Origin of the sequence: Pseudomonas sp. CAM1A, assembly GCF_047501685.1 — a bacterium.
In the GTDB taxonomy this organism is placed as follows: domain Bacteria; phylum Pseudomonadota; class Gammaproteobacteria; order Pseudomonadales; family Pseudomonadaceae; genus Aquipseudomonas.
Genome location: NZ_JBFNXP010000005.1, coordinates 1 through 25,105 on the forward strand (window position 1 = coordinate 1; position 25,105 = coordinate 25,105).

24 protein-coding genes are annotated in these 25,105 nt (G+C 63.2%); 10 read left to right on the plus strand and 14 right to left on the minus strand.

Going from position 1 to position 25,105, the window contains the following annotated elements; translation table 11 throughout:
* From ABZO33_RS14230 to flgB, 8 genes are all read right to left on the minus strand, one after another.
* Positions 1–734 (minus strand): calcium-binding protein (locus tag ABZO33_RS14230; protein ID WP_414536558.1); only part of this gene is annotated, 734 nt, incomplete at its 3' end.
* 63 nt (positions 735–797) lie between these two features.
* Complete coding sequence (locus ABZO33_RS14235) at positions 798–2,111, minus strand: HlyD family type I secretion periplasmic adaptor subunit (RefSeq protein ID WP_414536559.1); 1,314 nt, start codon at positions 2,109–2,111, stop codon at positions 798–800.
* A complete protein-coding gene (locus ABZO33_RS14240) occupies positions 2,108–3,838 on the minus strand; it encodes a type I secretion system permease/ATPase (RefSeq protein ID WP_414536560.1) in 1,731 nt (576 codons plus the stop codon). Before ABZO33_RS14240 ends, ABZO33_RS14235 begins: the two co-directional genes overlap by 4 nt.
* A gap of 118 nt (positions 3,839–3,956) precedes the next feature.
* Positions 3,957–4,142, minus strand: a complete 186-nt coding sequence (locus ABZO33_RS14245; protein WP_414536561.1) for a hypothetical protein — start codon at positions 4,140–4,142, stop codon at positions 3,957–3,959.
* Between the two features lie 72 nt (positions 4,143–4,214).
* Positions 4,215–5,588 (minus strand): flagellar hook protein FlgE, encoded by a 1,374-nt coding sequence (gene flgE / locus ABZO33_RS14250; RefSeq protein WP_414536562.1) that lies wholly within the window; start codon positions 5,586–5,588, stop codon positions 4,215–4,217.
* A gap of 30 nt (positions 5,589–5,618) precedes the next feature.
* Positions 5,619–6,323, minus strand: coding sequence for a flagellar hook assembly protein FlgD (locus tag ABZO33_RS14255; protein ID WP_414536563.1), 705 nt, complete (start codon positions 6,321–6,323; stop codon positions 5,619–5,621).
* 15 nt (positions 6,324–6,338) lie between these two features.
* A complete protein-coding gene (gene flgC, locus ABZO33_RS14260) occupies positions 6,339–6,782 on the minus strand; it encodes a flagellar basal body rod protein FlgC (protein WP_046854643.1) in 444 nt (147 codons plus the stop codon).
* Between the two features lie 2 nt (positions 6,783–6,784).
* Positions 6,785–7,192, minus strand: a complete 408-nt coding sequence (gene flgB, locus ABZO33_RS14265) for a flagellar basal body rod protein FlgB (RefSeq protein ID WP_046854642.1) — start codon at positions 7,190–7,192, stop codon at positions 6,785–6,787.
* Positions 7,193–7,519: 327 nt separating this feature from the next.
* On the opposite strand from flgB, the gene ABZO33_RS14270 reads away from it, so the two are divergent.
* Positions 7,520–10,126 carry an autotransporter outer membrane beta-barrel domain-containing protein gene (locus ABZO33_RS14270; protein ID WP_414536564.1) on the plus strand — a complete coding sequence of 869 codons (2,607 nt, stop codon included), beginning with the start codon at positions 7,520–7,522 and terminating at the stop codon, positions 10,124–10,126.
* A gap of 69 nt (positions 10,127–10,195) precedes the next feature.
* On the opposite strand, the gene cheR is transcribed toward ABZO33_RS14270, so the two are convergent.
* Positions 10,196–11,023, minus strand: coding sequence for a protein-glutamate O-methyltransferase CheR (gene cheR, locus ABZO33_RS14275; RefSeq protein ID WP_414536565.1), 828 nt, complete (start codon positions 11,021–11,023; stop codon positions 10,196–10,198).
* A 51-nt stretch (positions 11,024–11,074) separates the two neighbouring features.
* Entirely contained in the window at positions 11,075–12,004 is a 930-nt protein-coding gene (locus ABZO33_RS14280; RefSeq protein ID WP_046854640.1) for a chemotaxis protein CheV, read from the minus strand.
* A gap of 64 nt (positions 12,005–12,068) precedes the next feature.
* On the opposite strand from ABZO33_RS14280, the gene flgA reads away from it, so the two are divergent.
* The 4 genes from flgA (at position 12,069) to ABZO33_RS14300 (ending at position 14,647) form a co-directional block, all read left to right on the plus strand.
* Positions 12,069–12,818, plus strand: coding sequence for a flagellar basal body P-ring formation chaperone FlgA (gene flgA / locus ABZO33_RS14285; protein ID WP_414536566.1), 750 nt, complete (start codon positions 12,069–12,071; stop codon positions 12,816–12,818).
* Between the two features lie 175 nt (positions 12,819–12,993).
* Entirely contained in the window at positions 12,994–13,308 is a 315-nt protein-coding gene (gene flgM / locus ABZO33_RS14290; RefSeq protein WP_046854639.1) for a flagellar biosynthesis anti-sigma factor FlgM, read from the plus strand.
* A 47-nt stretch (positions 13,309–13,355) separates the two neighbouring features.
* Positions 13,356–13,823, plus strand: a complete 468-nt coding sequence (locus ABZO33_RS14295) for a flagella synthesis protein FlgN (RefSeq protein WP_414536567.1) — start codon at positions 13,356–13,358, stop codon at positions 13,821–13,823.
* A gap of 80 nt (positions 13,824–13,903) precedes the next feature.
* Complete coding sequence (locus tag ABZO33_RS14300; protein WP_414536568.1) at positions 13,904–14,647, plus strand: flagellar brake protein; 744 nt, start codon at positions 13,904–13,906, stop codon at positions 14,645–14,647.
* Positions 14,648–14,713: 66 nt separating this feature from the next.
* On the opposite strand, the gene ABZO33_RS14305 is transcribed toward ABZO33_RS14300, so the two are convergent.
* From ABZO33_RS14305 to bkdR, 3 genes are all read right to left on the minus strand, one after another.
* Entirely contained in the window at positions 14,714–16,042 is a 1,329-nt protein-coding gene (locus ABZO33_RS14305; RefSeq protein WP_414536569.1) for an MFS transporter, read from the minus strand.
* 130 nt (positions 16,043–16,172) lie between these two features.
* Positions 16,173–17,414, minus strand: coding sequence for a glutamine synthetase family protein (locus ABZO33_RS14310; RefSeq protein ID WP_414536743.1), 1,242 nt, complete (start codon positions 17,412–17,414; stop codon positions 16,173–16,175).
* Positions 17,415–17,618: 204 nt separating this feature from the next.
* Positions 17,619–18,107, minus strand: coding sequence for a Bkd operon transcriptional regulator BkdR (gene bkdR / locus ABZO33_RS14315; RefSeq protein WP_028691050.1), 489 nt, complete (start codon positions 18,105–18,107; stop codon positions 17,619–17,621).
* A gap of 198 nt (positions 18,108–18,305) precedes the next feature.
* Between bkdR and ABZO33_RS14320 the strand changes: the two genes are divergently transcribed.
* The 4 genes from ABZO33_RS14320 to lpdA are packed head-to-tail and all read left to right on the plus strand — an operon-like array spanning position 18,306 to position 23,249.
* The gene (locus ABZO33_RS14320) at positions 18,306–19,538 is read left to right on the plus strand and encodes a 3-methyl-2-oxobutanoate dehydrogenase (2-methylpropanoyl-transferring) subunit alpha (protein ID WP_414536570.1); all 1,233 of its coding nucleotides are present in this window, start codon (positions 18,306–18,308) and stop codon (positions 19,536–19,538) included.
* A gap of 1 nt (position 19,539) precedes the next feature.
* Positions 19,540–20,598, plus strand: coding sequence for an alpha-ketoacid dehydrogenase subunit beta (locus tag ABZO33_RS14325; protein WP_038706568.1), 1,059 nt, complete (start codon positions 19,540–19,542; stop codon positions 20,596–20,598).
* Complete coding sequence (locus tag ABZO33_RS14330; RefSeq protein WP_414536571.1) at positions 20,599–21,867, plus strand: dihydrolipoamide acetyltransferase family protein; 1,269 nt, start codon at positions 20,599–20,601, stop codon at positions 21,865–21,867.
* Between the two features lie 2 nt (positions 21,868–21,869).
* On the plus strand, positions 21,870–23,249 hold the full coding sequence (lpdA, locus tag ABZO33_RS14335) for a dihydrolipoyl dehydrogenase (RefSeq protein ID WP_414536572.1): 1,380 nt from the start codon (positions 21,870–21,872) through the stop codon (positions 23,247–23,249).
* Between the two features lie 72 nt (positions 23,250–23,321).
* Here lpdA and ABZO33_RS14340 read toward each other — a convergent pair whose 3' ends face one another.
* A complete protein-coding gene (locus tag ABZO33_RS14340; protein ID WP_414536573.1) occupies positions 23,322–24,320 on the minus strand; it encodes a diguanylate cyclase domain-containing protein in 999 nt (332 codons plus the stop codon).
* A 220-nt stretch (positions 24,321–24,540) separates the two neighbouring features.
* Between ABZO33_RS14340 and ABZO33_RS14345 the strand changes: the two genes are divergently transcribed.
* Positions 24,541–25,098 carry a hypothetical protein gene (locus ABZO33_RS14345; protein WP_414536574.1) on the plus strand — a complete coding sequence of 186 codons (558 nt, stop codon included), beginning with the start codon at positions 24,541–24,543 and terminating at the stop codon, positions 25,096–25,098.
* The last annotated feature ends 7 nt before the right edge of the window (positions 25,099–25,105 follow it).

Here is a 25,105-nt window from a genome sequence, read left to right on the forward strand (position 1 = left end):
AGCAGCAAATCGTTACCTGAACCACCGGTAATGACGTTGGCACTGGCGTTGCCATAGCCGGTGAAGGCGGCGGCGCCGAGGTAGGTCAAGGCCTCGACCTCGTTACCCAGGCGGTAGGTGGTCAGGGTGGTGCGCACCTCGTCATAACCACCACCGACCAGCTCCGATACACCGGCATTGCCGTACAGATAATACACATCATCACCCGCGCCACCCTGGAAGGTGCTGGTGCCATAGCTGGTGAAAGTGTCATTGAACGCCGAGCCGAGCACGGCGGAAATACCGGTGAATACATCACCTTGGGCATCGCCACCCACGCCCGTGCCACGCCCTGCGGTATCGATGTTGATGGTGATCGCCGTGGCGGAGCCGGAGTAATCCAGGGTATCGAGCCCGCCGCCACCTTCGAAGGTGTGTGCGGCGGTATCGCTGACGAAGCGGTCGGCCGCAGCCGAGCCACGGAACACTTCGATGCCTTCGAAGGTGTCACCCGCGGCGAAACCGGTATGCACGCCAGTCTTGAAGTTGAGGGTGACACCAATGTTCGAGTCGGCATAGGACGCAGTGTCGATCCCCGCGCCACCGATCAGGCGATCAGCGCCATCGCCGCCGAACAGGGTATCGTTACCTGCCCCGCCATCGATCACATCATTGCCAGCACGTCCATAGATCTGGTCGTCCGCAGCCGTGCCGAGCAAATTGTCGGCCCCTGCGGTTCCTTGTATAACAGCCATCGCAACTCCTTCCTTGCTTCAATGTTGAACGTCCGTGTGCTGACGCCAATCCTTCGATGGCGCTCACCCTTCCCTGAATGCCCGTTGCGCATGGTCGCCTACTGGCTTGAGCAGATAGGACAGCACGGTGCGACGACCCGTCTGGATCATCGACTCCACCGGCATGCCCGGCACCAGCGTGAGGCCGTCGAGCTTGCGCTGCTCGGCCTTGTCGATATGAATGCCGGCCCGATAGAAACCGAGGCCGCTCTGCGGATCGGTCACCAGATCGGCGGAAAGACGCACCACCCGCCCGAGCACTTCGGGGGTGGTCGCACGATTGAACGCACTGAAACGCAGCAAGGCATCCTGGCCGAGCACGACCTGGTCGATGTCCTGCGGGCTGATGCGCGCTTCCACCAGCAGTTCCTCATCCAGCGGCACGATTTGCATCAAGGTTTCGGCTGGCGAAATCACCCCACCTACCGTATGCACCGCTAATTGCTGAACGCGACCGGCACTGGGCGCCAGCACCTCGATACGCTTGAGCTGGTCGGCGGCGGCGACTTCGCGCTCGACCCATTCGCCCTGCTGGGCCATGAGGTCGCGCAGCTCCTCCGAGACCTGCTCACGGAAACGCTGGTCAACCTGCAGCAGCTCGAGACGGGTTTCTGCGATGCGTGCCCGGGCCTCGGCGATGGCTGCGACCAGTTGGCCACGCTCCCCCTGCAGGCGAGCAATACCGCGGGCCAGTGCATTGACCCGGTCAAGAGTCATCAGCCCCTTCTTCTGCAAGGTCCTGACGGCCTGGTACTCCTCGTCGATCAGGCGGATCTCCTCGCCCTTGGTACGCTGCTGCAGGTCGTGGCCGGCGATGGTCTGGGTCAGTTGCTCGATGCGCTCGCGCAACTGCTGTTTCTGCCCGTCGCGGGACTGGCGGCGGTCGGCGAACAATTGCCGCTCGCTGGCCAGCACCGCCTGCACCTGCGCCTCGCCTGCACGCGCAAGCAGGCGTGGTGGGACGTCCACCTGCGCCAGACCATCGCGCTCGGCCTCAAGCCGTGCCTGGCGCGCCAGGGCCTGGTCCAGGGCCTTGGCGACAATCGCGTGGCTAGCCTCCTGCAAGGTGGCATCCAGGCGCATCAGCACATCGCCGGCCCGCACCGACTGCCCTTCGCTGACCAGCAACTGCGCGACCACACCGCCAGTGGGGTGCTGAACCTTCTTCACACTGTCCTGCACCGCCACTGTCCCCGGCGCGATCACAGCGCTGGCCAACTCGGTGGCAGCCGACCACAGCAGCGCGCCTCCCAGCAACACCACCACAACCCCGAGACCACCCCTCAAGTGCCAACGCAGCGAACGCACCAGCTGCTGCTCATCATCGATGCGCATCATGCCTGCCCCCCTCCCTTGGCCACTCGCGGATCGGCGATCGCCACCGGCCGTCCCAGTATTTTGTCACGCGGACCGAACGCCGCCTGTGCGCCCTGCTCCAGCACCAGCACCTGGTCCATCACCGCCAGCAGGCCGGAACGGTGAGCGATGGCCACCACCACTCCACCCCGCGCCTTCACGCCTTCGATCGCCCTGGCCAGCGCGCGCTCGCCTTCGGCATCGAGGTTGGCATTGGGCTCGTCGAGCACCACCAGGAACGGCTCGCCATACAAGGCCCGCGCCAGGCCGATACGTTGCCGTTGCCCCGCCGACAGATTGACGCCACCCTCTCCGACCGGGGTGTCGTAGCCTTGCGGCAGCTGCAGGATCATTTCATGCACGCCGGCCTGACGCGCTGCCGCGATAACCGCTGCCGCATCGGCCTGCGGATCCAGGCGCGCGATGTTCTGGCCCACGCTGGCCTCGAACAGGTCGACGCTCTGCGGCAGGTAGCCGGTCAATGCCGAACGCTGCGCATCCGGCCAAAGCTCCAGCGCCGCACCATCGAGGCAGACCTGACCACGGATCGCCGGCCAGGCGCCCACCAACGCCCGTGCCAGCGACGACTTGCCCGAGGCACTGGGGCCGATCACCGCCAATGCGCTGCCAGCTGCCAGGCTGAAACTCACCCCCTGAACAACCAGCCGCTGCACACCAGCAGGGGCAACGCACAGGCCCGTCACCTGCAACTGGCTGCAGGCTTCGGGCAGCGCGGTCTTTTCAGGCTGGGCTGGAAATATCGCCAGCACCGCCCGCAATTGCTGCCAGGCCAGCCGCGCGGACACCAGGCTGCGCCACGTACCGATGATCTGCTCGGCTGGGGCCAGGGTGCGGGCAACGATGATCGAGGCGGCGACAATGGCACCGCCGCTGAGATCACCCTGGATCACCAGCCAGGCACCCACGCCAAGGGAGGCCGACTGCACCAACTGGCGCAAGGCCTTGGTGATGCCACCATAGAATCCGCTGACATCGGCACTGCGCCGCTGCAGGGTCGCATAGCGCCCCAGCAGGGTTTGCCAGCGCGCCGCCGCGCGATCGGTCATACCCATCGCGGCAAGCACCTCGGCCCCGGCATGGGCTTGCTGCCCCAGGCGGTTGCGCTGGCTGGCAAGCGCCGCGCTGTCGCACATGGCCTGACGGGTACCGCGGTCGGTGAGCCAGGTCAACAGCACCATCAGCGCAATCATGCTCAGTGCCAGCCAGCCCAAGGACGGGTGGATATAGAAACTGACCGCAAGGTAGACCGGCATCCAGGGCAGATCGAAGAACGCCATGAGCCCAGGCCCGGCGATAAAAGCGCGGATCTGATCAAGTTCCTGGGCGGGCTTGAGCGGGTCCTGGTCGAGCACGATCTTCAGCGGAGCGCCGGCGATGACCTTGAACACCTGGCCGCAAAGCGCGCCCTCCACCGCCGCAGCGATCCGCGACATGACCCGCGAACGGATAATGTCGACCACGGCGAAAACCAGGTACACACCTGCCACCAGCAACCCCAGCGCCACCAAGGTAGGCAGGCTACGGCTGGGGATGACCCGGTCATAGACTTCGAGCATGAACAAGGGGCCGATCAACGCCAGCAGGTTGATCACGCCAGAGAACAGGGCCGCGCCGATCAGGCCTTTTTTCAAGGCCACGCCAAGCGCTGCCGGCAGCACGTTGGCACCAGTATCCTTACTGTTTTTCAAGAGTTCCGATCCTTGGAAAAAGACGCTTGCCACACACTCGAACGAGTGAGATGGCGCGGATCATACCTGAAGAAAATCCGCCAATCGATGGCTTCAAGCCATCATTTTTTGCGCTGCGTCAAAGGGATCTGCAGGCGGCATTGTCGAACGGTCCGGCAAAGCGCTTCCAACCATCACCGGGTGACCATTGCGAGCACACCAAGTGCCCATCGGCCTGGCTTTCCCAGCGCCACCAGGGAGCCATTGCGGCCTGCGCCTGGAGCAGGAAGAACGCCGCGACGGCGGCAGCCAGCAGTTTTTTCATGGGTACTCTCCGTGAAAACGACGAACCCCTTCTCGCAAAGGGGTTCGTTGACAAGCAATCAGCCAGCGGCCATCAGGTCATCTGGATGATGGTCTGCATGATGGTGCTTTCGGTGGAGATGGTCTTGGCGTTGGCTTGGTAGTAGCTCTGGGCCTTGATCAGCTCGACCAGCTCCTGGGTCAGGTTGACGTTGGAGGCTTCCAGCGAGTTGGACTCGATCTCGCCCAGCGTACCGGTTTTCGGCGCGTCGATACCCGGAATGCCCGAGGAGAAGGTTTCCTTCCAGCGGGTGCCGCCCGTCTGCTGCAGGCCCTGCTCGTTGGCGAAGCTGGCGATTGCCACCTGGCCGATGGCGCGGGACTGCTGGTTGCTGAAGCTGGCGAACATGACACCGGTGGAGTCGATCGACAGGTTCGACAGGATACCGGTGGCGTAGCCGTCCTGGGACTGCGACATACGAGCAGTTTCAGTGTTGTAGGAGGTGGTGCTCTTCATCGAAAGCTGCATGCCGTCAGCATTACCCTGGGAACCATTGGGCGCCCAGTTACCCGCCGCATCCTTGGCGGCAGGAATCCAGTTCTTCAGGGTAAAGGTGTTATTGACCACACTCCAATCGCCCGCCGGCACGCCAGGCACCGGAGGCGTGCTCCCATCGTTCTGGGCCGCCATGGACTTCACCGAACCATCGGGGTTGAACGACATGGTGGCGGTCAGCGGCTGGGTGCTGGACGGATCGAGCGGGTTACGGCCCTGGACCAGGGTGTACATGGTCCATTCGTTCTTACCTGTCTTGCGGTAGAACTGCTCCATGACGTGCTCGTTACCCTGGCTGTCATAGACCTTGGTAGGGAACGATTTGGTGTAGGTGCTCTGATCGGTCGGGTTGAACGGCTTGTTCGGGATCATCGTGCCGGAACCATCATCGATTTCCAGCGGAATGTCTGGGGCCGAGGAGTTCAGGTTGATGCCCTGCTCGATCAGCGTGGTGGCCTTTGGCGCCAGCGCCGAGGTGTCGATGCGCAGGTCGGTCAGCACGCCTTTGACGATCTTGCCATTGGCATCGGTGCTATAGCCCTGAAGGTTCAGGCCGTCCGAGGTCACCACGTAGCCGTCTTTGTTGGTCTGGAATGCACCGGCACGGGTATAGGTCATCGAGCCGTTATCAGACAGCACGAAGTAGCCCTGCCCCTGGATACCCATGTCCAGCACGTTGCCGGTGTTGTTGACATCACCCTGGCCGAACTGCTGGGAAACCGCAGCCAGGCGCACGCCGTTGCCGATCTGGTTCTTGCCCACGCCCAGGCGGTTGGAGCCTGCGTAAACGTCGGCGAACTCGGCACGCGACGACTTGAAGCCGACGGTGTTGACGTTGGCAATGTTGTTGCCGGTGACGTCCAGCTGCTTGTTGGCTGCGTAAAGACCGCTAAGGCCGATATTGAAAGACATGCATTCACTCCTTATGCCGATCTAGCGGCCTTAGATTCCAATCGATTGTACTTTCGAGACGCCGATCTTCTGGCCGCCTGCCAAGGTGAGCATCATCTCGCTACCGCCCTGGAAGCTGACGCTGGTGATCTTCGCCGGCAGCAGGGTGTACATGGTCTGCGCCTTGCCATCGACCGTCGTGGTGGCGGTGAAGGTGTACTGGCCAGGATCGACCTTCTCACCCTTCTCGTTGGTGCCGTCCCAGATGAAGTCGGCGGTGCCTTTGGCCTGTTCGCCCAGGCTGATGGTCTTGACCACCTTGCCGTCCTTGTCCTTGATCTCGACCTTGCCGTCGGTGATGTTCTGCGGCACGACCACTTGACCTGTGAAGCTGGCGGTGGTGTCGACCATCGCCTTGTCGGTGTCCAGGATCACCGAGCGCCCCACCAGCGTGGTGGCCTGCAAGGCCTGACTCGACGCTATACCACCGATGATATTGTTGACCGAGCTGTTCAGGGTCTGGATACCTTCCAGGCTGCTGAACTGCGCCAGCTGCGCAATGAACTCGCCGTTATCCTGCGGATCCAGCGGGTTCTGGTGCTGCATCTGGGTAACCAGCAGTTTTAGGAACGCATCCTTGCCCAGCGCGTTCTTGTCGACGGGCTCAGTAGCGGGCTTCTTGGTGCCGGTGCTGACCCCGGACGCGTTGAGTACGTCGTTCAGGTTCACGCCATTGTTGGTGTTGGTCACTGCCATGGTCCGGATTCCTTATCACTGACCCAGGGTCAGTACTTTCTGCATCATGGTCTTGGCGGTGTTCATCAGTTCGGCGTTGGTCTGGAACGCGCGGCTGGCAGAGATCATGTCAGCCATTTCCTCGACCACGTTGACGTTTGGGTAGTAGACATAGCCATCCTTGTTCGCCGCCGGGTGGCTTGGCTCGTAGCGGGCTTCGAGATTGCTCTGATCCTCGATGATGCCCTTGACCTCGACACCCTGCCCGGCCTGGCCCTGGTCTTCGAACAGCGATTGGCCGGCGCCGGCCTGGGCCTGCTGGAAGGTGGTGGCGAATACCGGGTGGCGCGCACGGTAGGTCTGGTCGATGCTCGACGACACGGTCTCGGCGTTGGCAATGTTCGAGGCGACGGTGTTCAGGCGCGTGTTCTGCGCGCTCATGCCGCTCCCGGCAATATTGAAGACACTGGCAAGGGACATGGTCACTCTCCACGCAGGGCCGATACCAGCCCTTTGAATTTACTGTTGAGCAGGGTGAAGCTGGCCTGGAAGCCCACGGCGTTTTCCGCGTAGTTCGATTGCTCCAGGTGCGCGTCCACGGTGTTCTGGTCGATCGACGGCTGCATCGGCGTGCGGTACTTGAGGGTATCGTCCATCATCGCCAGGCCTTCGGCCTCGATATGACGGCTGTCGGTACGTTCCAGGGCGATACGGCCCTTCTGCTGCTTGTCGGACTCGGCAGCGAGCACGGACGAGAAGTCCATGTCACGCGCCTTGTAGTTGGGCGTGTCGGCGTTGGCGATGTTGTTGGCCAGCACTTCGGCACGCTGGGCGCGAAAGCCCAGTGCCTTTTCGTGAATGCCAAGCGCCTTGTCGAAGCTGATGCTCATGTCGGGGACCTTTGACGGTGACCAGAGTTCGTTTGCCATAGCATTAGCAAGCCCTGTGCCAACCATCTTGAACCCCATGAGTACAGGGGTTTTGCCTGTTTCATGCCGCACCCCATGCCAGAAAAGCGGCAATGTGCTTCCGCCTTGAGCTACCCAGGCGGCAATCGGCAGGCGGCAAAAGCGGCAAACCAAAAAATTGACGTCAAGCAAACATGTCAATTGGCCACCAATCGGGTAGCATCCGCGTCCCGCGCATCACCACACGCACGTACGGTTTCGCCCGCATGGATGCGCGCTGCTTTCATTACGATTTCAAAGGAAGAAGCCGTGCCACCGCTAAACCTGCGCAAGACCCTCCTGGCCCTCCTGATCGGCGCCAGCCCCGCTCCCGCAATGGCCCTGCCCCAGACCATCGCCCTCACCGATGCCGGCTACAAGGGCGATCATCAATCCTATGCCGACGACCTCGAGTTCACCGGAAGCTTCACCGGTCTGCGACAGGATGCGATCGCACTGGCGAACAGTCAGGTAATGGGCAACCTGACCCTCGGTAGCGCCATCAACGACAACACCACGATTGCCGTGGACATGGTCCATCGCAGCGACGGCATTCGCATTACCGATACCGACCTCAGCGGCTTCCTGACCAACCGCGGCAACGTGATCACCACCAGCCTGGACGGCGCCGCCTTGCGCCTGAGCGCCAGCACCGTCGACGACGACCTGACCAACGAAGGCCTGCTCAAGGCCGGCACCAGCTTCTCGTACAACAATGGCGGCCCCACCTACGGCATCGACCTGGCCAGCTCCGGCAGCTCTATCAGCCGCATCCACGGCAACCTGGTCAACGCCGCAGGTGCCCGCATCATCGCCATCGGCCGTAACTCTCGCGCCATCAACCTGGCGGGCGCGAACCTGGAAGAACGAGTGGTCAACCGTGGCGAGATCAGCGCTACAGGCCCCGGCGCCATCGCCATCCACGCCACGACAGACGCCAGCAACCGGCCGGCGGTACTGGCCGGCATCGACAACCAGGGGCAGATCTTCGCCGGCGACCAAGGCGCGCAAGGCATCGTGCTGGATGGCGCAAGTGTCTTCGACAGCCTGGGGCGCCATATCGACAATAGTGGCAGGATCGTAGCGGCCGACACTGCCATCCGCATTGGCAACACCACCCTTGACGGCCCTGGCGTGCCGCCCTGGCAGAAGGCCAACGGCGACCTGAACATCTTCAACAGCGGCGAGATCTGGAGCAACGTCGCCATCGATGCCACCGGCAGCAACCGCCCTGTCGAGTTGATCATGGGCAAAGGCAGCATGATCCAAGGCGACCTCCTTGGCCTGGCCAACATCGAAGTCGAAGGTGACAGCGTCTACGGGGCTGCCTATGCCGGGCGCGGCAGCAACAGCATCCGCCTGGCGAACAACGGCTGGCTCGACGTCGGCGACAGCAGCGAGCCGCCAACCACGTTCAGCCTGCAGAGCCTCCACGCCACCCTCGACGGCAACCTGCGGGTAGCCGACAACTCGGCGCTGGGCATGTGGCTGGCCGCCAGCACCGACACGTCCACCGCTGTGCTCAAGGTCAGCGGTATCGCCGAATTCGGCCAGAACGCGCGGATCCTGCTGGAACCCGAGGACACCGACTTCCAGGCCGGCGGCAGCCGCTACCTGTTGCTCGAGGCCGGCCAAGTGCAGGTACTCGATGCCGGCGGCCTTCAGGTCGACCCGAACGGCAAGCCCAAGGTGGCCAGCACCTCGGCCATGCTCGACGTACTGACCAGCACCCTCGAAGACAACAAGGTCTACGCCGTCGTCAGCACCAAGCCCAGCGAGACACTCGACCAGATCGTCGCCGCCCAGGGCGGTAACGGCAACGCACAACAGGCATTGGGCAGCCTCTCCCAGGCAGGCCTGCTGGCACGCCTGGGCAATCAGGACCCGTTGTTCCTCGCCGCCGCCCGCGCCGACGAGGCGCAACTGGCCAAGCTCGCCGAACAGCTGGCACCCGAGGTCAGCGATGGCGCCCGGCAGGCTGCCATCACCAGCCAACGCCTGATAGGCAACGCCATTGACGGCCGCGCCCACAGCTTGCGCGCCCACACCTCCAACGCATCACCCCGCACGTCCAGGGTATGGATGCAGACGCTGTACAGCGACGCCAGCCAGCAACAACGCGACGGTATTGCCGGGTACAACGCCTACAGCCGTGGCGTGGCGGTCGGCGCCGATGGACAGGTGAACGACAAGTTCACCCTCGGTGCGGCCTACAGCTTCATCGATACCGACGTCAACGGCAGGCGCGGCAACAAGACCCAGGTGCAAAGCCATGCGTTTTCGCTGTATGGCAGCTACGTGCTGGACAACTACTTCGTCGATGCCAGCCTCACCTATGGCGTCAACGACAACGAAGGCAGCCGCGAGATCGCCGGCACCCGCGCCAAGTCGGACTACGACAGCAACCTGCTGGGGCTGAACCTGATCGGCGGCTACGGCTGGCAGGTCAATCCACGCCTGCTGGTCGAACCCCGCCTCGCCGCGCGCTACAGCCGCGTCGATATCGACAGCTATCGCGAGAAAGGCTCGTCCGCCGCGCTCAAGGTCAAGGACCAGCGCTACGAAGCCATCGAGCTGGGCGCAGGTATTCGCCTGGCTGGTAACCTGCCGCTGGGCGCCGGCAGCCTGGAGCCGCAGTTGAAGCTGATGGCCTTCCACGACTTTGCCGCCGACCCGGTGCAGAACACTTCCGCTTTCGTACTCGGCAGCACAGCGTTCGTCACCCGTGGCGCCAGCATATCGCGCAACAGCTATGAGGCCGGCCTGGGTGCCGACTACAAGCTGGGCGCGGTAAGCGTAGGCGTGAGTTACGACTACGTTGCCAAGTCGGGCTTCGATGCCGATGTGGTTTCGGCGCAGGTGCGCTACGCGTTCTGATCGCAGACAGCGCTTTTCAGCACCAGCAAAAAGGCCGGTATCTCGCGATACCGGCCTTTTTGTTGAGCCTCATTTGGCCTGGTAGATGATCCCCGGGCTGCACTGGACCATCTGGTAGTGGTCCGGCAGCCCGTTGAGCGCCTCGGACGCACCGAGGAACAGGTATCCCCCAGGCTTGAGCGTGCCGTGAATACGCATGAGGATGTCCTTCTTGACCTGGGCCGAGAAGTAGATCAGCACGTTGCGGCAGAACACGATGTCGAACTTGCCCAGCGGCGCATAGCTGTCGAGCAGGTTGTAGGAACGGAACTCGACGCGACTGCGGATCGGCGGCTTGATCGCCCAGCGTCCCGGCCCCTTGGTGTCGAAGTAGCGCTGCAGGCGCTCCTGCGACAGGCCACGGGCAATGGCCAGGCTGTCGTACTCACCGGTCTTGCAGTTGTTGAGCATGGCGCCGGACAGGTCGGTGGCGACGATCTGCGCGCCCATCTTCAGCTGCCCCAGGTTGGTCCGCTCGAACTCGTCGATGGCCATCGACAGCGAGTACGGCTCCTGCCCTGATGAACAGGCTGCCGACCAGATGCGCAGGCGCTGGCCCGGGTTGTTCTTGATGAACTCCGGAATCACCTTGTTCTTGAGCACCTCGAACGGGTAGGTATCGCGGAACCACAGCGTTTCGTTGGTGGTCATGGCATCGACCACCTGCTCGCGCAAGCCACCGCGTGGCTGGGTCTGGATGCGCTGCACCAGCTCGCCCAACGACTTGATGCCCTGTTGCTCCATCAGCTTGTTGAGACGGCTGGAGACCAGGTACTGCTTATTCTCGCCCAGCAGGATGCCACAGGCTTTCTCCAGGAATACCCGGAACTGTTCGAAATCCAAATTACCCGTAGACAATGCTGCCGCCTCTTCTTAAATCGCTAGCGCCGGGGACGAACCCCGGCCGTTTCAATGACTCGCCTTGATCCGATCGACCACGCGCTGGGCGAGGTCATCCGGCCTGAACTTGGCCAGGAAGTCATCAGCACCGACCTTCTTGACCATCGCCTGGTTGAATACCCCGGACAACGAAGTATGCAGGCAGATGTGCAGCTTTTGCATGCGCGGATCGCTGCGGATCTCCGCTGTGAGGGTATAGCCGTCCATTTCCGGCATTTCAATATCCGAGATCATCATGAGGAACTCCTCCTCCGGACGCTTGCCCTCATCCACCAGCTTGCGCAGGTAATCCAGGGCCTGACGACCATCGTTGAGCGCCACCACCTCGACCCCCACGGTCTGCAGACATCGACTCACCTGCTTGCGCGCCACCGACGAGTCATCGACGGTCAACACCCGCAGCATCACCGCCTTGTCCTGTACCTCGGCATCGATCACACCTTCCGACACCGATTCGGAAGATGGCGCCACCTCGGCCAGCACCTTCTCTACATCGATGATCTCGACCATGCGGTTGTCGACACGCGTCACGGCAGTCAGGTAGTGATCACGCCCGGTACCCTTGGGTGGCGGATGGATCTCTTCCCAGTTCATGTTGACGATGCGCTCCACCGAGTGCACCAGGAAGCCCTGGGTCTTGGTGTTGTACTCGGTGATGATGACGAAACTCTTGCGCGTTTCTTCCTTCAGCCCTGGCAGACCGGTCGCCATCGACAGGTCGAGGATCGGGATCGTCGCCCCGCGTATGTTGGCCACGCCGCGCACCACCGGATGGGATTTGGGCAGCAGCGTCAGGTCGGGGCACTGCAGCACTTCCCGAACCTTGAAAACATTGATGCCGTAGAGCTGATCGCCATTGAGGCGAAACAACAGCAGCTCCAGGCGATTCTGCCCCACCAGCTGTGTACGCTGATTGACCGAATCCATCACTCCAGCCATGCCGGACTCCTTCAACGATTACCCTGTGCACCAAGTCGGCACGGGCTTTGCTTTTTTGAGCGTCATGCATACGAAAACGACAATTTTCCGACGACTGACGCGCCTGCTGACCGGCCCCCTGGCTGTGCTGTGCCTGGTAGCACCCGGCGCGCGTACGCTGGCGGACTCTTTTACCTTGCCTGAACAGCTTATCGGTGTCACTCAAGGCTTTCTTGAATTCACCGTGGAAGATTATCTGGCAACCACCCAGACCCAGGGCCGCTACGAGATCGAAGTCAACAAACTTGACCCGCGCCTGCGCATGCCGCTGTGCAGTCAACAGTTGGATGCCTCACTGGAAGGCTCGACCCCGCTGGGCCGGGTAACAGTGAGGGTGCGTTGCGACGGTGCCGCGCCCTGGACCGTATTCGTGCCCGCCCAGGTGCGCCTGCTGCGCGATGTCGTGGTGATGACCCGGCCACTGAAGCGCGAAAGCGTCATCGATGAAAGCGATGTGGCGCTGCGCGAGCGCGATGTCGGCACTCTGGGCCCCGGCTACCTGACCCTGCTGGAGCAGGCCGTTGGCATGAAACTGCTGCGCCCCACGGTACTTGACCAGGTTTTGACCCAACAGCACCTGGAACAGGCCGAGGTGGTGCGCAAAGGTGACCACGTTGTGATCATCGCCCGCAGTGGCAACCTGAGTGTACGCATGCCGGGCGAAGCCCTCGACAAGGGCGGGATGCAAGCGCAGATCCGCGTGCGCAACCTCAATTCGAAACGGGTGATCAAGGCCCGGGTAACCGGTGCCGGGCAAGTCGAGGTCGCCATGTAACCTACCCTGCGTCAGGATTTCGACAGAAGGGTGGCGCTGTGCAACCTCGGCCCCTAAACTCTGTCGGATATCGGGATACGCAAGCCAGCTTCAGGCCGTGTTGCATTCGTGCCTAAAGTTTTTTTCGGATTGGTCGAAAACAAGGCATGCGTCCTAATTCCCAGGGGTTTTGATCATGGTCATCGACTTCAGTCGTTTGAATAATTCTCCGTCCGTCACGGGCGGCGTTCGCGGTAACACCGCGTCCGGCAACGCCGCCAAAGCCGGCGAGGCCAACGAAGCGCCCAAGCACACCGGTGCCAGCGGAGAAACAGTACATCTGAGCCCAGAGGCCCAGCAATTGCAGAAGATCAGCGACAAGCTGCGCGATCAGCCCACCGTCAACAGTGCCCGCGTGGCCGAGTTGAAGCAGGCCATCGCAGACGGCAGCTACAAGGTCGACGCCGACCGGGTCGCTAGCAAACTGCTTGATTTCGAAGCTCAGCGCTAACTAGCAGGCGCGCTGACTTCAAGGACGCAACACGCCAAGAGTTAGCCATGCACGACATCACTCTGCTGCAACTGATCGAAGACGACTTAGCACCGACACAGGAACTGCTCGACCTTCTGCAAAAGGAGGCAGTTGCCCTGCACGGCCGGGATATGGCCAAGCTGGAGCAGATCCTTGCCCGCAAGCAATCCCTGATCGTCTTGCTTGAACAGCAGGGGCTGCGGCGCAACAACCTGCTCATTGGGCTCGGCCTCAGCGCCGACCGTGCCGGCGTGAAAGCCGTCGCCGAGCTGTCGCCCAATGGCGAGATCATCATGCAGCAGCTCGATGTGCTGACCCAACTGATGGACAACTGCCAGCAGGTCAACGAGACCAACGGGCGGATCATCCAGGCGCAGCAACACGCCACGACCAATCAGATCAGAATCCTCATGGGCGGCGACACCCCGTCGCTCTATGACAGCCGTGGCGCCACGGCGCCAATTGACAAGCCCCGGGCAATCAGCCAGGTGTGATTATTTGTTTCAAGGCACGGAACATACTGGCAAAATGCCGTTACTTGCGTGTGTCGTTTTTGCCTGGAGATTGATAACCCGTGTTCAATGAATCCGATGCTCCCCAGCCTCCAAAGGTGCTGAACACCCCTTTGGAGATTGCGGCCAATTTGCGCCAGCTGCTGGATAGCCACGACCCGCTGATCATCAGCTTCCATGAACGCAGCCAGCGGTTCCAGAGCTATGTGGTGCATGTCGACCGGGAAAGCGGTGTCCTGGCGCTGGATGAAATGATCCCTCGCGACGGCGAGAAGTACATCGAAAGCGGCGAACCCTTCCGCATCGAAGGCTTCCACGACGGCGTGCGCATCGCCTGGGAAAGCAGCATACCGCTGACCATCACCGAGATCGACGGCCACCGCTGCTACCGTGGCCCGCTGCCCGATGAAGTGACCTATCACCAGCGCCGCAATGCCTTCCGCGCCGCGCTGAAGCTGTCGCAACTGGTCGACGTTACCCTCGACGGCACCCACCTCAAGGGCAACGGCGCGCTGCGCGGCAAACTGCTGGATATCTCGGCCACCGGCTGCAAACTGCGCTTCGACGGCAATGTCGAGGATCGCCTACAACTGGGCCAGGTCTACGAGCGCTTCAAGGCCGGCAATCCACTGGGGTTGACCGACACCCTGGTCGAGCTGCGCCACCTGCACTTCGAAGAGCGCATCAACACCACCTTCGCCGGGGTGCGCTTCCACAACCTCAACGGTCAGGCCCAGCGCAAGATCGAGAGCTTCGTCTACCAGCTGCAGCGTGAAGCGCGGCGGTTCGACAAGGACGACTATTGATCGTCGCCAGCCCATGAAAAACGCCACCCCTCGGGTGGCGTTTTCATTGGAGCCTGGGCGGGCCGCCTAGGACATCGATTTGCCCACCTCGCCTTGCGCCTGCGCACCGGCATCCTCTTCGGTATCCTCCGCCGCCACTGGCGCCTGCATCACATCCTGCACCGTCTGCTCATCCACCCGTGGGTCGAGGGCCGCCGACAGCGGCGAGCCCGCCGCCGGCATTGCCACGTGCCCCAGCGGCGCATCCTGCACCTGGTGCAGCCCGGTGACCGCCTTGGGCCGAATGCGCCACACCAGCACCAACGCGAAGAACACGAAGAAGGCGTAGAGCATCTGCGCACCCAGCAGTTTCATCAACACCCCGGCCGCTAACGGCCCGATACACGCGCCCACACCATAGGTGACCAGCAGCATGGCGGTCAGCGAGACCCGCCGCTCGCTCTCCACGTGGTCATTGGAGAACGCCACCGCCAAGGGATACAGGCAGAACTGCAACAGCGAAATGACAAAGCCCATGGCGAACAGCAGCTCGAGCGGTACCCCCGGCAGGATCGCCAGCGGCGCGGCAGCCAGGGCCAGGCCAATGGCCACGCTGCGGATCAGCACGGCGCGGTCATAGCGGTCGGAAAGCCAGCCCAGCGGCCACTGCACCAGCAGCCCGGCAAAAATGCAGCAGCCCATGAACAGGCCTATCTGCTCGGTACTCAGTCCCTGGCTGGACGCATACAGCGGCGCCAGGCCATAGAAAGAACCGACGATCAGGCCCGAACCGAGCACCGTGGACAGCGATTGCGGCACCCGTTTGATGAAGAACTTAGGCTCCATTGGCGCCGGGCGCAACGGCGCGGGGTGGATGCGTCGAGTCATGGCTACCGGCACCAGACACAAGGCAAAGCACATCGCCACCAGCATCAGCAGTTCCGGCCCCAGCTGCGGGTGCACCACCAGAATCAGCTGACCGAGCACCAACCCCAGGTAAGAGGCGATCATGTAGCCGCTGAACACCGCGCCGCGGTGCTTGGCATCGGCCTGTTCGTTGAGCCAGCTCTCGATGACCATGTACTGGCACATCATGCCCAGGCCAACGATCATGCGCAGCCCGATCCACACCGGCAGCCAGTTGGTCAGCCCATGCCCGAGCACCGCGGCGCCGACGATGCCGGCACAAGTGGCATAGGCTCGGATATGCCCGACCCGGCCTATCAAGCGGTGTCCCACCTTGCCCCCCACCGCCAGGCCGAAGTAGTTGGCCGCCATCAACGCACCGATCCACAGGCTGTCGACATGATCGGCGGCCAGGCGCAGGGCCAGGTACGTACTCAACAGGCCCGAGCCGATCAGCATCATCAAGGCGGCGAAGTACAGCGACTGAAACGGCTTCCAGATATTTCGCATACGTCCCGTCAAGCTCCTTGACCAGGTGGCGTTGGGTTGCAGGCAAGCATAAAAGCAAATCCATCTTGGCACAGGCCCCCAGGCAGCAAAAAGAGCCGTGGGGGCGCATCCAGTAGCGGTCGTGTCGCGCTCAGGCTTGCGCGGCGAGCACGCGGCGCTCCCAGGGGGTGATTTCATCGAAGAAATCACTCAACTCCAGGGTCTTGGTGGCGATGTAGCCTTCGATGAACTCCTTGCCGAACAGTTCCCGCGCCAGGTTGCTGCGCTTGAGCCGCTCAAGCGCGGCATGCAGGGTGCAAGGCAGGCTGAGTTGCTCCGGCACCTCGAACTCGCCCTGGATGGCCGGCGTCGGTGCGATCTGTCGCTCGATCCCGTGCAGGCCGGCGGCGAGGCTTGCGGCAATGGCCAGGTAGGGGTTGGCATCGGCGCCCGGCAGGCGGTTCTCCACCCGCCGCGCCACCGGCGAGCTGGCCGGGATGCGCAGGCCCGCGGCACGGTTGTCCTCGGACCAGCAGGCGTTGTTCGGTGACGCATAGGGGTGGCACAGGCGCTGGTAGGAGTTGACGTTCGGCGCGAACAGCGCGGTGAAGTCGGCCAGGCAGGCCTGCAGGCCTCCGATGAAATGATGGAAGGTGTCGGTCGCCCTGCCCTGCTCGTCGCTGAACACATTGCGCCCACTGCCAACTTCCACCAGGCTCTGGTGAATGTGCATCGAACTGCCGGGGGTGTGCGCCAGTGGCTTGGCCATGCACACCACGATGAGGCCATGCTTGAGCGCGACCTCCTTGAGCAGGTGCTTGAACAGGAAGGTCTGGTCGGCCAGCAGCAACGGATCGCCGTGCAGCAGGTTGATCTCGAACTGGCTGACGCCCATCTCGTGCATGAAGGTGTCGCGTGGCAGGCCCAGCGCCGCCATGCAGCGGTACACCTCGTTGAAAAACGGTCGCAGGCCGTTGTTGGAGCTGACACTGAAGGCCGAATGGCCCATTTCCCGACGCCCATCCTTGCCCAGCGGCGGCTGGAACGGCTGGCTCGGGTCGCTGTTGGCGGCGAACACGAAGAACTCCAGTTCGGTCGCCACCACCGGTGCCAACCCGCGCTCGGCATACCGGGCGATCACCGCCTTGAGCTGGCCACGGCTGGACAACCCCGAAGGAGTGCCATCGAGTTCCACCGCGTCACAGATGGCCAATGCCCGAGGTTCGTCGCTCCAGGGCAGGCGGTGGATCTGCGAGGGCTCGGCCACCAGCGCGAGGTCGCCATCGTCGCTGCCATAGTATTTTGCCGCCGGGTAACCGCCCATGATGCACTGCAGCAGAACGCCACGGGCCATCTGCAGGCGGCGCCCCTCAAGGAAGCCCTCGGCGGTCATCACCTTGCCGCGGGGCACGCCATTGAGGTCGGGGGTGACGCACTCGATTTCATCGATGCCCTCCAGAAGCGCTGCCTGGTTGTGCGGGCCTTCGGTCGTCATGACACTGTCCTTCTTGTTGTATTCGCATGCCGGGAATGGCGACGCACACAACATAGGCCGGGGGTGTTTAAAATATCAAGCACCCCAGGCACCGCGCCCGGATCATTGCTCGCGCAACGTCATGCCATTGGCCGGCAGCGGCAGCGCGGTCTTGTAGCGCACCTGCTTCAAGGCAAAGCTGGAGCGAATGTTCGCCACCCCGGGCAAGCGGGTCAGGTAATCGAGAAAGCGCTCCAGTGCCTGAATGCTTGGCAGCAGCACCCGCAGCAGGTAATCCGGGTCGCCGGTCATCAGGTAACACTCCATCACCTCCGGGCGCTCGGCGATCTCTTCTTCGAAGCGGTGCAGCGACTGCTCCACCTGTTTTTCCAGGCTGACATGAATGAATACGTTCACATCCAGCCCCAGCGCCTCGGGTGACAACAACGTCACCTGCTGGCGAATCACCCCCAGTTCCTCCATGGCCTTGACCCGGTTGAAGCACGGCGTGGGCGACAGGTTGACCGAGCGCGCCAGCTCCGCGTTGGTGATGCGGGCGTTTTCCTGCAGGCTGTTGAGGATGCCGATATCCGTTCGATCCAGTTTACGCATGAGAGAAATTGACCTGGTTTTTGTGTTTGTACGGAATGTTTATCTGCGCCGCCGGACAAAGGCAATGAACTTGAGAGAAAAATTCTCCTGCCGTCCCCCTATGATGTAAAAAGACGCTGACCTGCCAGTCACGAGCCGGCAGTCAGCGGCGGCCGCTTCAAAGCTCACAAAAACAACATTCGAGCGAGCGTAAAAAGCATGAACGAGTACGCCCCCCTGCGCCTGCATGTGCCCGAGCCTACAGGCCGGCCAGGCTGCCAAACAGATTTCTCCTACCTGCGCCTGAACGACGCGGGTCAAGTCCGTAAACCCCCTATCGATGTGGAAGCTGCCGACACCGCAGACCTTTCCTACAGCCTCGTGCGCGTGCTCAACGAGCATGGCGACGCCGTTGGCCCCTGGGCCGAGGGCATCGAGCCGCAGGTGCTGCGCCAGGGCATGCACGCCATGCTCAAGACGCGCATCTTCGACAGCCGCATGGTGGTTGCCCAGCGCCAGAAGAAGATGTCCTTCTACATGCAGAGCCTGGGCGAGGAAGCCATCGGCAGCGGCCAGGCCCTGGCTCTGAACCGCAGCGACATGTGCTTCCCCACCTATCGCCAGCAGAGCATCCTGATGGCCCGCGACGTGTCGCTGGTAGACATGATCTGCCAGCTGCTGTCCAACACCCGCGACCCGCTCAAGGGCCGCCAGCTGCCGATCATGTATTCGGTGCGCGAGGCCGGCTTCTTCACCATCAGCGGCAACCTGGCCACCCAGTTCGTCCAGGCGGTCGGCTGGGCCATGGCCTCGGCGATCAAGGGCGATACCAAGATCGCCTCGGCGTGGATCGGTGACGGCGCCACCGCCGAGTCCGACTTCCACACCGCGCTGACCTTCGCCCACGTCTACCGCGCCCCGGTGATCCTCAACGTGGTCAACAACCAGTGGGCGATCTCGACCTTCCAGGCCATCGCCGGTGGCGAGTCGACCACCTTCGCCGGTCGTGGCGTGGGGTGCGGCATCGCTTCGCTGCGAGTGGACGGCAACGACTTCATCGCGGTCTATGCCGCTTCGCGCTGGGCCGCCGAACGCGCCCGCCGTGGGCTGGGCCCGACGCTGATCGAGTGGGTCACCTACCGCGCCGGCCCGCACTCGACTTCGGATGACCCGTCCAAGTACCGCCCGGCCGACGACTGGAGCCACTTCCCGCTGGGCGACCCGATCGCCCGCCTCAAGCAGCACCTGATCAAGCTTGGCCACTGGTCCGAGGAAGAGCACCAGGCGGTCACCGCCGAGCTCGAGGCCGAGGTGATCAAGGCGCAGAAGGACGCCGAGCAGTTCGGCACCCTGAGCAATGGCCATATCCCCAGCGCCGCCTCGATGTTCGAGGACGTGTACAAGGAAATGCCCGAGCACTTGCGCCGTCAGCGCCAGGAACTGGGGGTCTGAGATGAACGATCACAACAACAGCATCCATCTGGAAAACGCCATGTCCACCACCACCATGACCATGATCCAGGCCCTGCGCTCGGCCATGGATGTCATGCTTGAGCGCGATGACAACGTGGTGGTCTATGGCCAGGACGTTGGCTACTTCGGCGGCGTGTTCCGCTGCACCGAAGGTCTGCAGACCAAGTACGGCAAATCGCGCGTGTTCGACGCGCCGATCTCCGAAAGCGGCATCGTCGGTACCGCCGTGGGCATGGGCGCCTACGGCCTGCGCCCGGTGGTCGAAATCCAGTTCGCCGACTACTTCTACCCCGCCTCCGACCAGATCGTCTCGGAGATGGCCCGCCTGCGCTATCGCTCGGCCGGCGAGTTCATCTCCCCGCTGACCCTGCGCATGCCTTGCGGCGGCGGTATCTATGGCGGCCAGACCCACAGCCAGAGCCCCGAGGCGATGTTCACCCAGGTCTGCGGCCTGCGTACCGTCATGCCATCGAACCCCTACGACGCCAAGGGCCTGCTGATCGCCTCGATCGAATGCGACGATCCGGTGATCTTCCTCGAGCCCAAGCGCCTGTATAACGGCCCGTTCGACGGCCACCACGACCGTCCGGTGACGCCGTGGTCCAAACACCCGCACAGCGCCGTGCCGGATGGCTACTACAGCGTGCCGCTGGACAAGGCGGTGATCACCCGCCCGGGCAATGACGTCACTGTACTGACCTACGGCACCACCGTGTATGTGTCGCAAGTGGCAGCCGAAGAGAGTGGCGTCGACGCCGAGGTCATCGACCTGCGCAGCCTGTGGCCGCTGGATCTGGAAACCATCGTCGAGTCGGTGAAGAAAACCGGCCGCTGCGTGGTCGTGCACGAAGCCACCCGCACCTGCGGCTTCGGCGCCGAACTGGTGTCGCTGGTCCAGGAGCACTGCTTCCATCACCTCGAAGCGCCGATCGAGCGCGTCACCGGCTGGGATACCCCCTACCCCCACGCACAGGAATGGGCCTACTTCCCCGGCCCTTCGCGGGTAGGCGCGGCACTGAAACGGGTCATGGAGGTCTGAATGGGCACGCACGTCATCAAGATGCCGGACATTGGCGAAGGCATCGCGCAGGTCGAGTTGGTCGAGTGGTTCGTCAAGGTCGGCGATGTGATCGCCGAAGATCAGGTGGTGGCCGATGTCATGACCGACAAGGCCACCGTGGAAATTCCCTCGCCGGTCAGCGGCAAGGTGCTGGCCCTGGGCGGCCAGCCCGGTGAGGTGATGGCGGTCGGCAGCGAGCTGATCCGCATCGAGGTCGAAGGCAGCGGCAACCATGTCGACGCGCCACAGGCCAAGCCGGCCGAGCCGGCACCTGCAGCGGTACAGGCCGCGGCTCGTCCCGAGCCACGCGTCGAAACCCAGCCGCAGATTGCCACAAGCCACGCCGCCGCGCCCATCGTGCCGCGCGAGGCCCACGACAAGCCACTGGCCTCCCCTGCGGTGCGCAAGCGCGCCCTGGATGCCGGCATCGAGCTGCGTTACGTGCACGGCAGCGGCCCGGCCGGGCGCATCCTGCACGAGGACCTCGACGCCTTCATCAGCAAGCCGCAGAGCAGCACTGGCCAGGCGCCGGGGGGCTATGGCAAGCGCACCGACAGCGAGCAGGTGCCGGTGATCGGCCTGCGCCGCAAGATTGCCCAGCGCATGCAGGACGCCAAGCGCCGTGTCGCCCACTTCAGCTATGTCGAAGAGATCGACGTCACCGCCCTCGAGGCCCTGCGCCAGCAGCTCAACGCCAAGCATGGCGACAGCCGCGGCAAGCTGACCCTGCTGCCGTTCCTGGTGCGCGCCATGGTCGTCGCCCTGCGCGACTTCCCGCAGATCAACGCCACCTACGACGACGAAGCCCAGGTCATCACCCGCCACGGCGCGGTGCACGTCGGCATCGCCACCCAGGGTGACAACGGCCTGATGGTACCCGTGCTGCGCCATGCCGAAGCCGGCAACCTGTGGAGCAACGCCAGCGAGATCGCCCGTGTCGCGCACGCGGCACGCAACAACAAGGCCAGCCGTGAAGAGCTGTCCGGCTCGACCATCACCCTGACCAGCCTCGGCTCCCTCGGCGGCATCGTCAGCACCCCGGTGGTCAACACCCCGGAAGTGGCGATCGTCGGTGTCAACCGCATGGTCGAACGACCGGTGGTGATCGACGGCCAGATCGTCGTGCGCAAGATGATGAACCTGTCCAGCTCGTTCGACCACCGCGTGGTCGATGGCATGGATGCCGCACTGTTCATCCAGGCCGTGCGCGGCCTGCTGGAACAGCCCGCCTGCCTGTTCGTGGAGTGATCATGCAAGAGCTCATCAACACCACCCTGCTGATCATCGGTGGCGGCCCCGGCGGCTATGTGGCCGCCATCCGCGCCGGGCAACTGGGCATCCCCACCGTGCTGATCGAAGGCCAGGCCCTGGGCGGCACCTGCTTGAACATCGGCTGCATTCCGTCCAAGGCGCTGATCCATGTGGCCGAGCAGTTCCACCAGGCCAGCCGCTACACCGAACCTTCGCCGCTGGGTATCAGCGTGTCCTCGCCACGCCTGGACATCAGCCGCAGCGTCGAGTGGAAGGACGGCATCGTCGACCGCCTCACCAGCGGTGTCGCCGCCCTGCTGAAAAAACATGGCGTGAAGGTGATCCACGGCTGGGCGAAGATCCTCGACGGCAAGAGCGTCGAAGTCGACGGCCAGCGCATCCAGTGCGAACACCTGCTGCTGGCCACCGGCTCCAGCAGTGTCGAACTGCCGATGCTGCCGATTGGCGGGCCGATCGTCTCCTCCACCCAGGCCCTGGCACCGAAAGCGCTGCCCCAGCACCTGGTGGTGGTCGGCGGCGGCTACATCGGCCTGGAACTGGGCATCGCCTACCGCAAGCTCGGCGCCAAGGTCAGCGTGGTGGAAGCCCGCGAACGCATCCTGCCGACCTACGACGCGGAGCTCACCGCGCCGGTGGCTGACTCGATCAAGAAACTCGGCATCGCGCTGTACCTGGGGCACAGCGTCGAGGGATACACGGACGGCTGCCTGCTGGCCAGCGACGGCCAGGGTGGCCAGCTGCGCCTGGAGGCTGACCAGGTGCTGGTAGCCGTGGGTCGCCGCCCCCGCACCAAAGGCTTCGGCCTGGAAAGCCTGGACCTGAAGATGAACGGCGCCGCCATCGCCATTGATGAGCGCTGCCAGACCAGCATGCGCAACGTCTGGGCGATCGGCGACGTGGCCGGCGAACCGATGCTGGCGCACCGGGCCATGGCCCAAGGCGAGATGGTCGCCGAGATCATCGCCGGCAAAGCACGACGTTTCGAGCCGACCGCAATCGCTGCGGTGTGCTTCACCGACCCGGAAGTGGTGGTGGTCGGCACGCCCCCGGAACAGGCCGGCGAGCAAGGTGTGGACTGCATCGTCGCGCAGTTCCCCTTCGCCGCCAACGGCCGGGCCATGAGCCTGGAGTCGAAGAGCGGCTTCGTGCGCGTGGTGGCTCGCCGTGACAACCATCTGATCCTCGGCTGGCAAGCCGTGGGCGTGGCGGTTTCCGAACTGTCCAGCGCCTTCGCCCAGTCCCTGGAGATGGGCGCGCGCCTGGAAGATATCGCCGGGACCATTCATGCCCACCCGACGCTGGGCGAGGCGGTGCAGGAAGCGGCGCTGCGCGCCCTGGGGCACGCACTGCACATCTGATTGAAGACACTGAAGCGGCAATAGCCGATTTGGCCCGCTGCGCCCCAGGCGCCGCGGGTCTTTTTTTAACTATCACTCGGCTACAGTGTTCTTGCCATCCGCCTTGGCCCGATACAGCGCCTGGTCTGCCCGTGCCAGCAACCCGTCGGCATCGTCCCCCTCGCGCCACTGCACCACGCCAAAGCTCAGGGTCAGCCGGCACATGCCGATGGGCTCGATCGCCATCATCGCCGTGCGGATCGCCGACGCCACCTCACAGGCTTGCTGCAGCGATGTGTGCGGCAACACCACGGCAAACTCATCACCTCCCCAGCGGGCCAACAGCCCCCGACCACCCAGGCACTCACGGATGCGCTCGGTGACCTCGATCAGCGCGGCATCGCCGCGGGCATGACCGTGCAGGTCGTTGATCGGCTTGAAGTCGTCCAGGTCCATGGCGATCAATGCCAGCGGCTCACGGAAGCGCCGGGCGCGCTCGCATTCCTGTTGAAGCGTTTTCTCCAGGCGATAGCGGTTGGCGGTACGGGTCAAGGCATCGCGCTCGGCCAGTTCGCGGTTCTCATCCAGTTGCCGCTGCAATTGCTGGTTGACCCATGACAGCTCACGGGTACGTTCGGCCACCTGGCCCTCCAGCGATTGGTTGCGCTGTTCAAGCTCCTCCACCAGGCGCTTGCCTGCGTCGATATTGCGATGGGCCCCGAGCATGCGCGCCACCGAACCATCGGCGTTGCGGGCGATGATATGGCCACAGTCCTCGATCCACAGGTAGCTGCCATCCTGGCAACGGCACCGGTACTCGATGCGGTAGCGCTCGTTGCGCTGGGTGATATAGGCCTCGAAATGCGCCATCACCCGCGGATAGTCCTGCGGGTGTATCACGCTTTCCCAGGTCAGCACGGAGTTGTCCAGCGAGTGGCTGGGGTAACCCAACATCGCGTACCAGCCCGGGTTGCGGTAGACGTAGCCGCTATTGGCATCCCAGTCCCAGATGCCGTCGCTGATCAGCTCGAACAAGGTGTGCAGTTGCTGCTCGGTGAAGCCAGCCGGTAGCGGCTTTGCTGCCTGATTCATGGACGCTCTCCCTGTTGCCCAGCAACTGCGCCCCGTAACCGGTGCTGCCGGCACTTGCTGTTTGTTGCCGCTAGCGGCAAATCCGTTCCTCTGCCGGGCAAGCATATTCTGAGCGAGAGGCTGCCGAAATAGCGCTTGCAGCCTATTTTGCCGCACCGCCACCGCTGGCACAGCTTTTGCCCCTTTCGTCGCGTCTCTAACAATCGTTCATGGAGGAAACATGCTTATTACAGCGAACGGCCTGAGTTGGCAGGCCGTGCAAACGCAACGCAGCGTTCTCGAACACCCTGCCACGCAGATGCCCGCGTTCCAGCCGCTGATGGCCAGCGCGAAATCCTCGGCACAGCAGAACAAGCAGGGCAGCACTTCGCAGCAACACGCCGAAGACAATCGCAAGGAGGCCTTCGCCAAGCTGATGGTCATGCTGCAGAACCCAGACGCCGCCAAGCGTGAACAGGCCAGCGTGGGCAAACTGGAAGGATCCAACGCCCTACAGGAGTTTCGCGATTACATGGTCAAGTCGCCGGCAGAGAAGATCAAGGAAAAGATGCTGCAGGAGCTGGGCCTGACGTCGGATGAGTACGACGCATTGCCGCCCGAGCAAAAAGCAAGAATCGACCAGCAGATCGCCCAGCGCCTGCAGGAAGAAGTCGAGGCAAAGGTCCAGGCCAAGGTCGAGCAGCAGGCGCAAAGCGCGCAGGTCGCCAGTCAGACGCATGGCAAGCAAGCCTCTGAGGATGCCCAGGATACCGAGCAACGTTACAGCGCCCGGCTCTGAGGCTGGT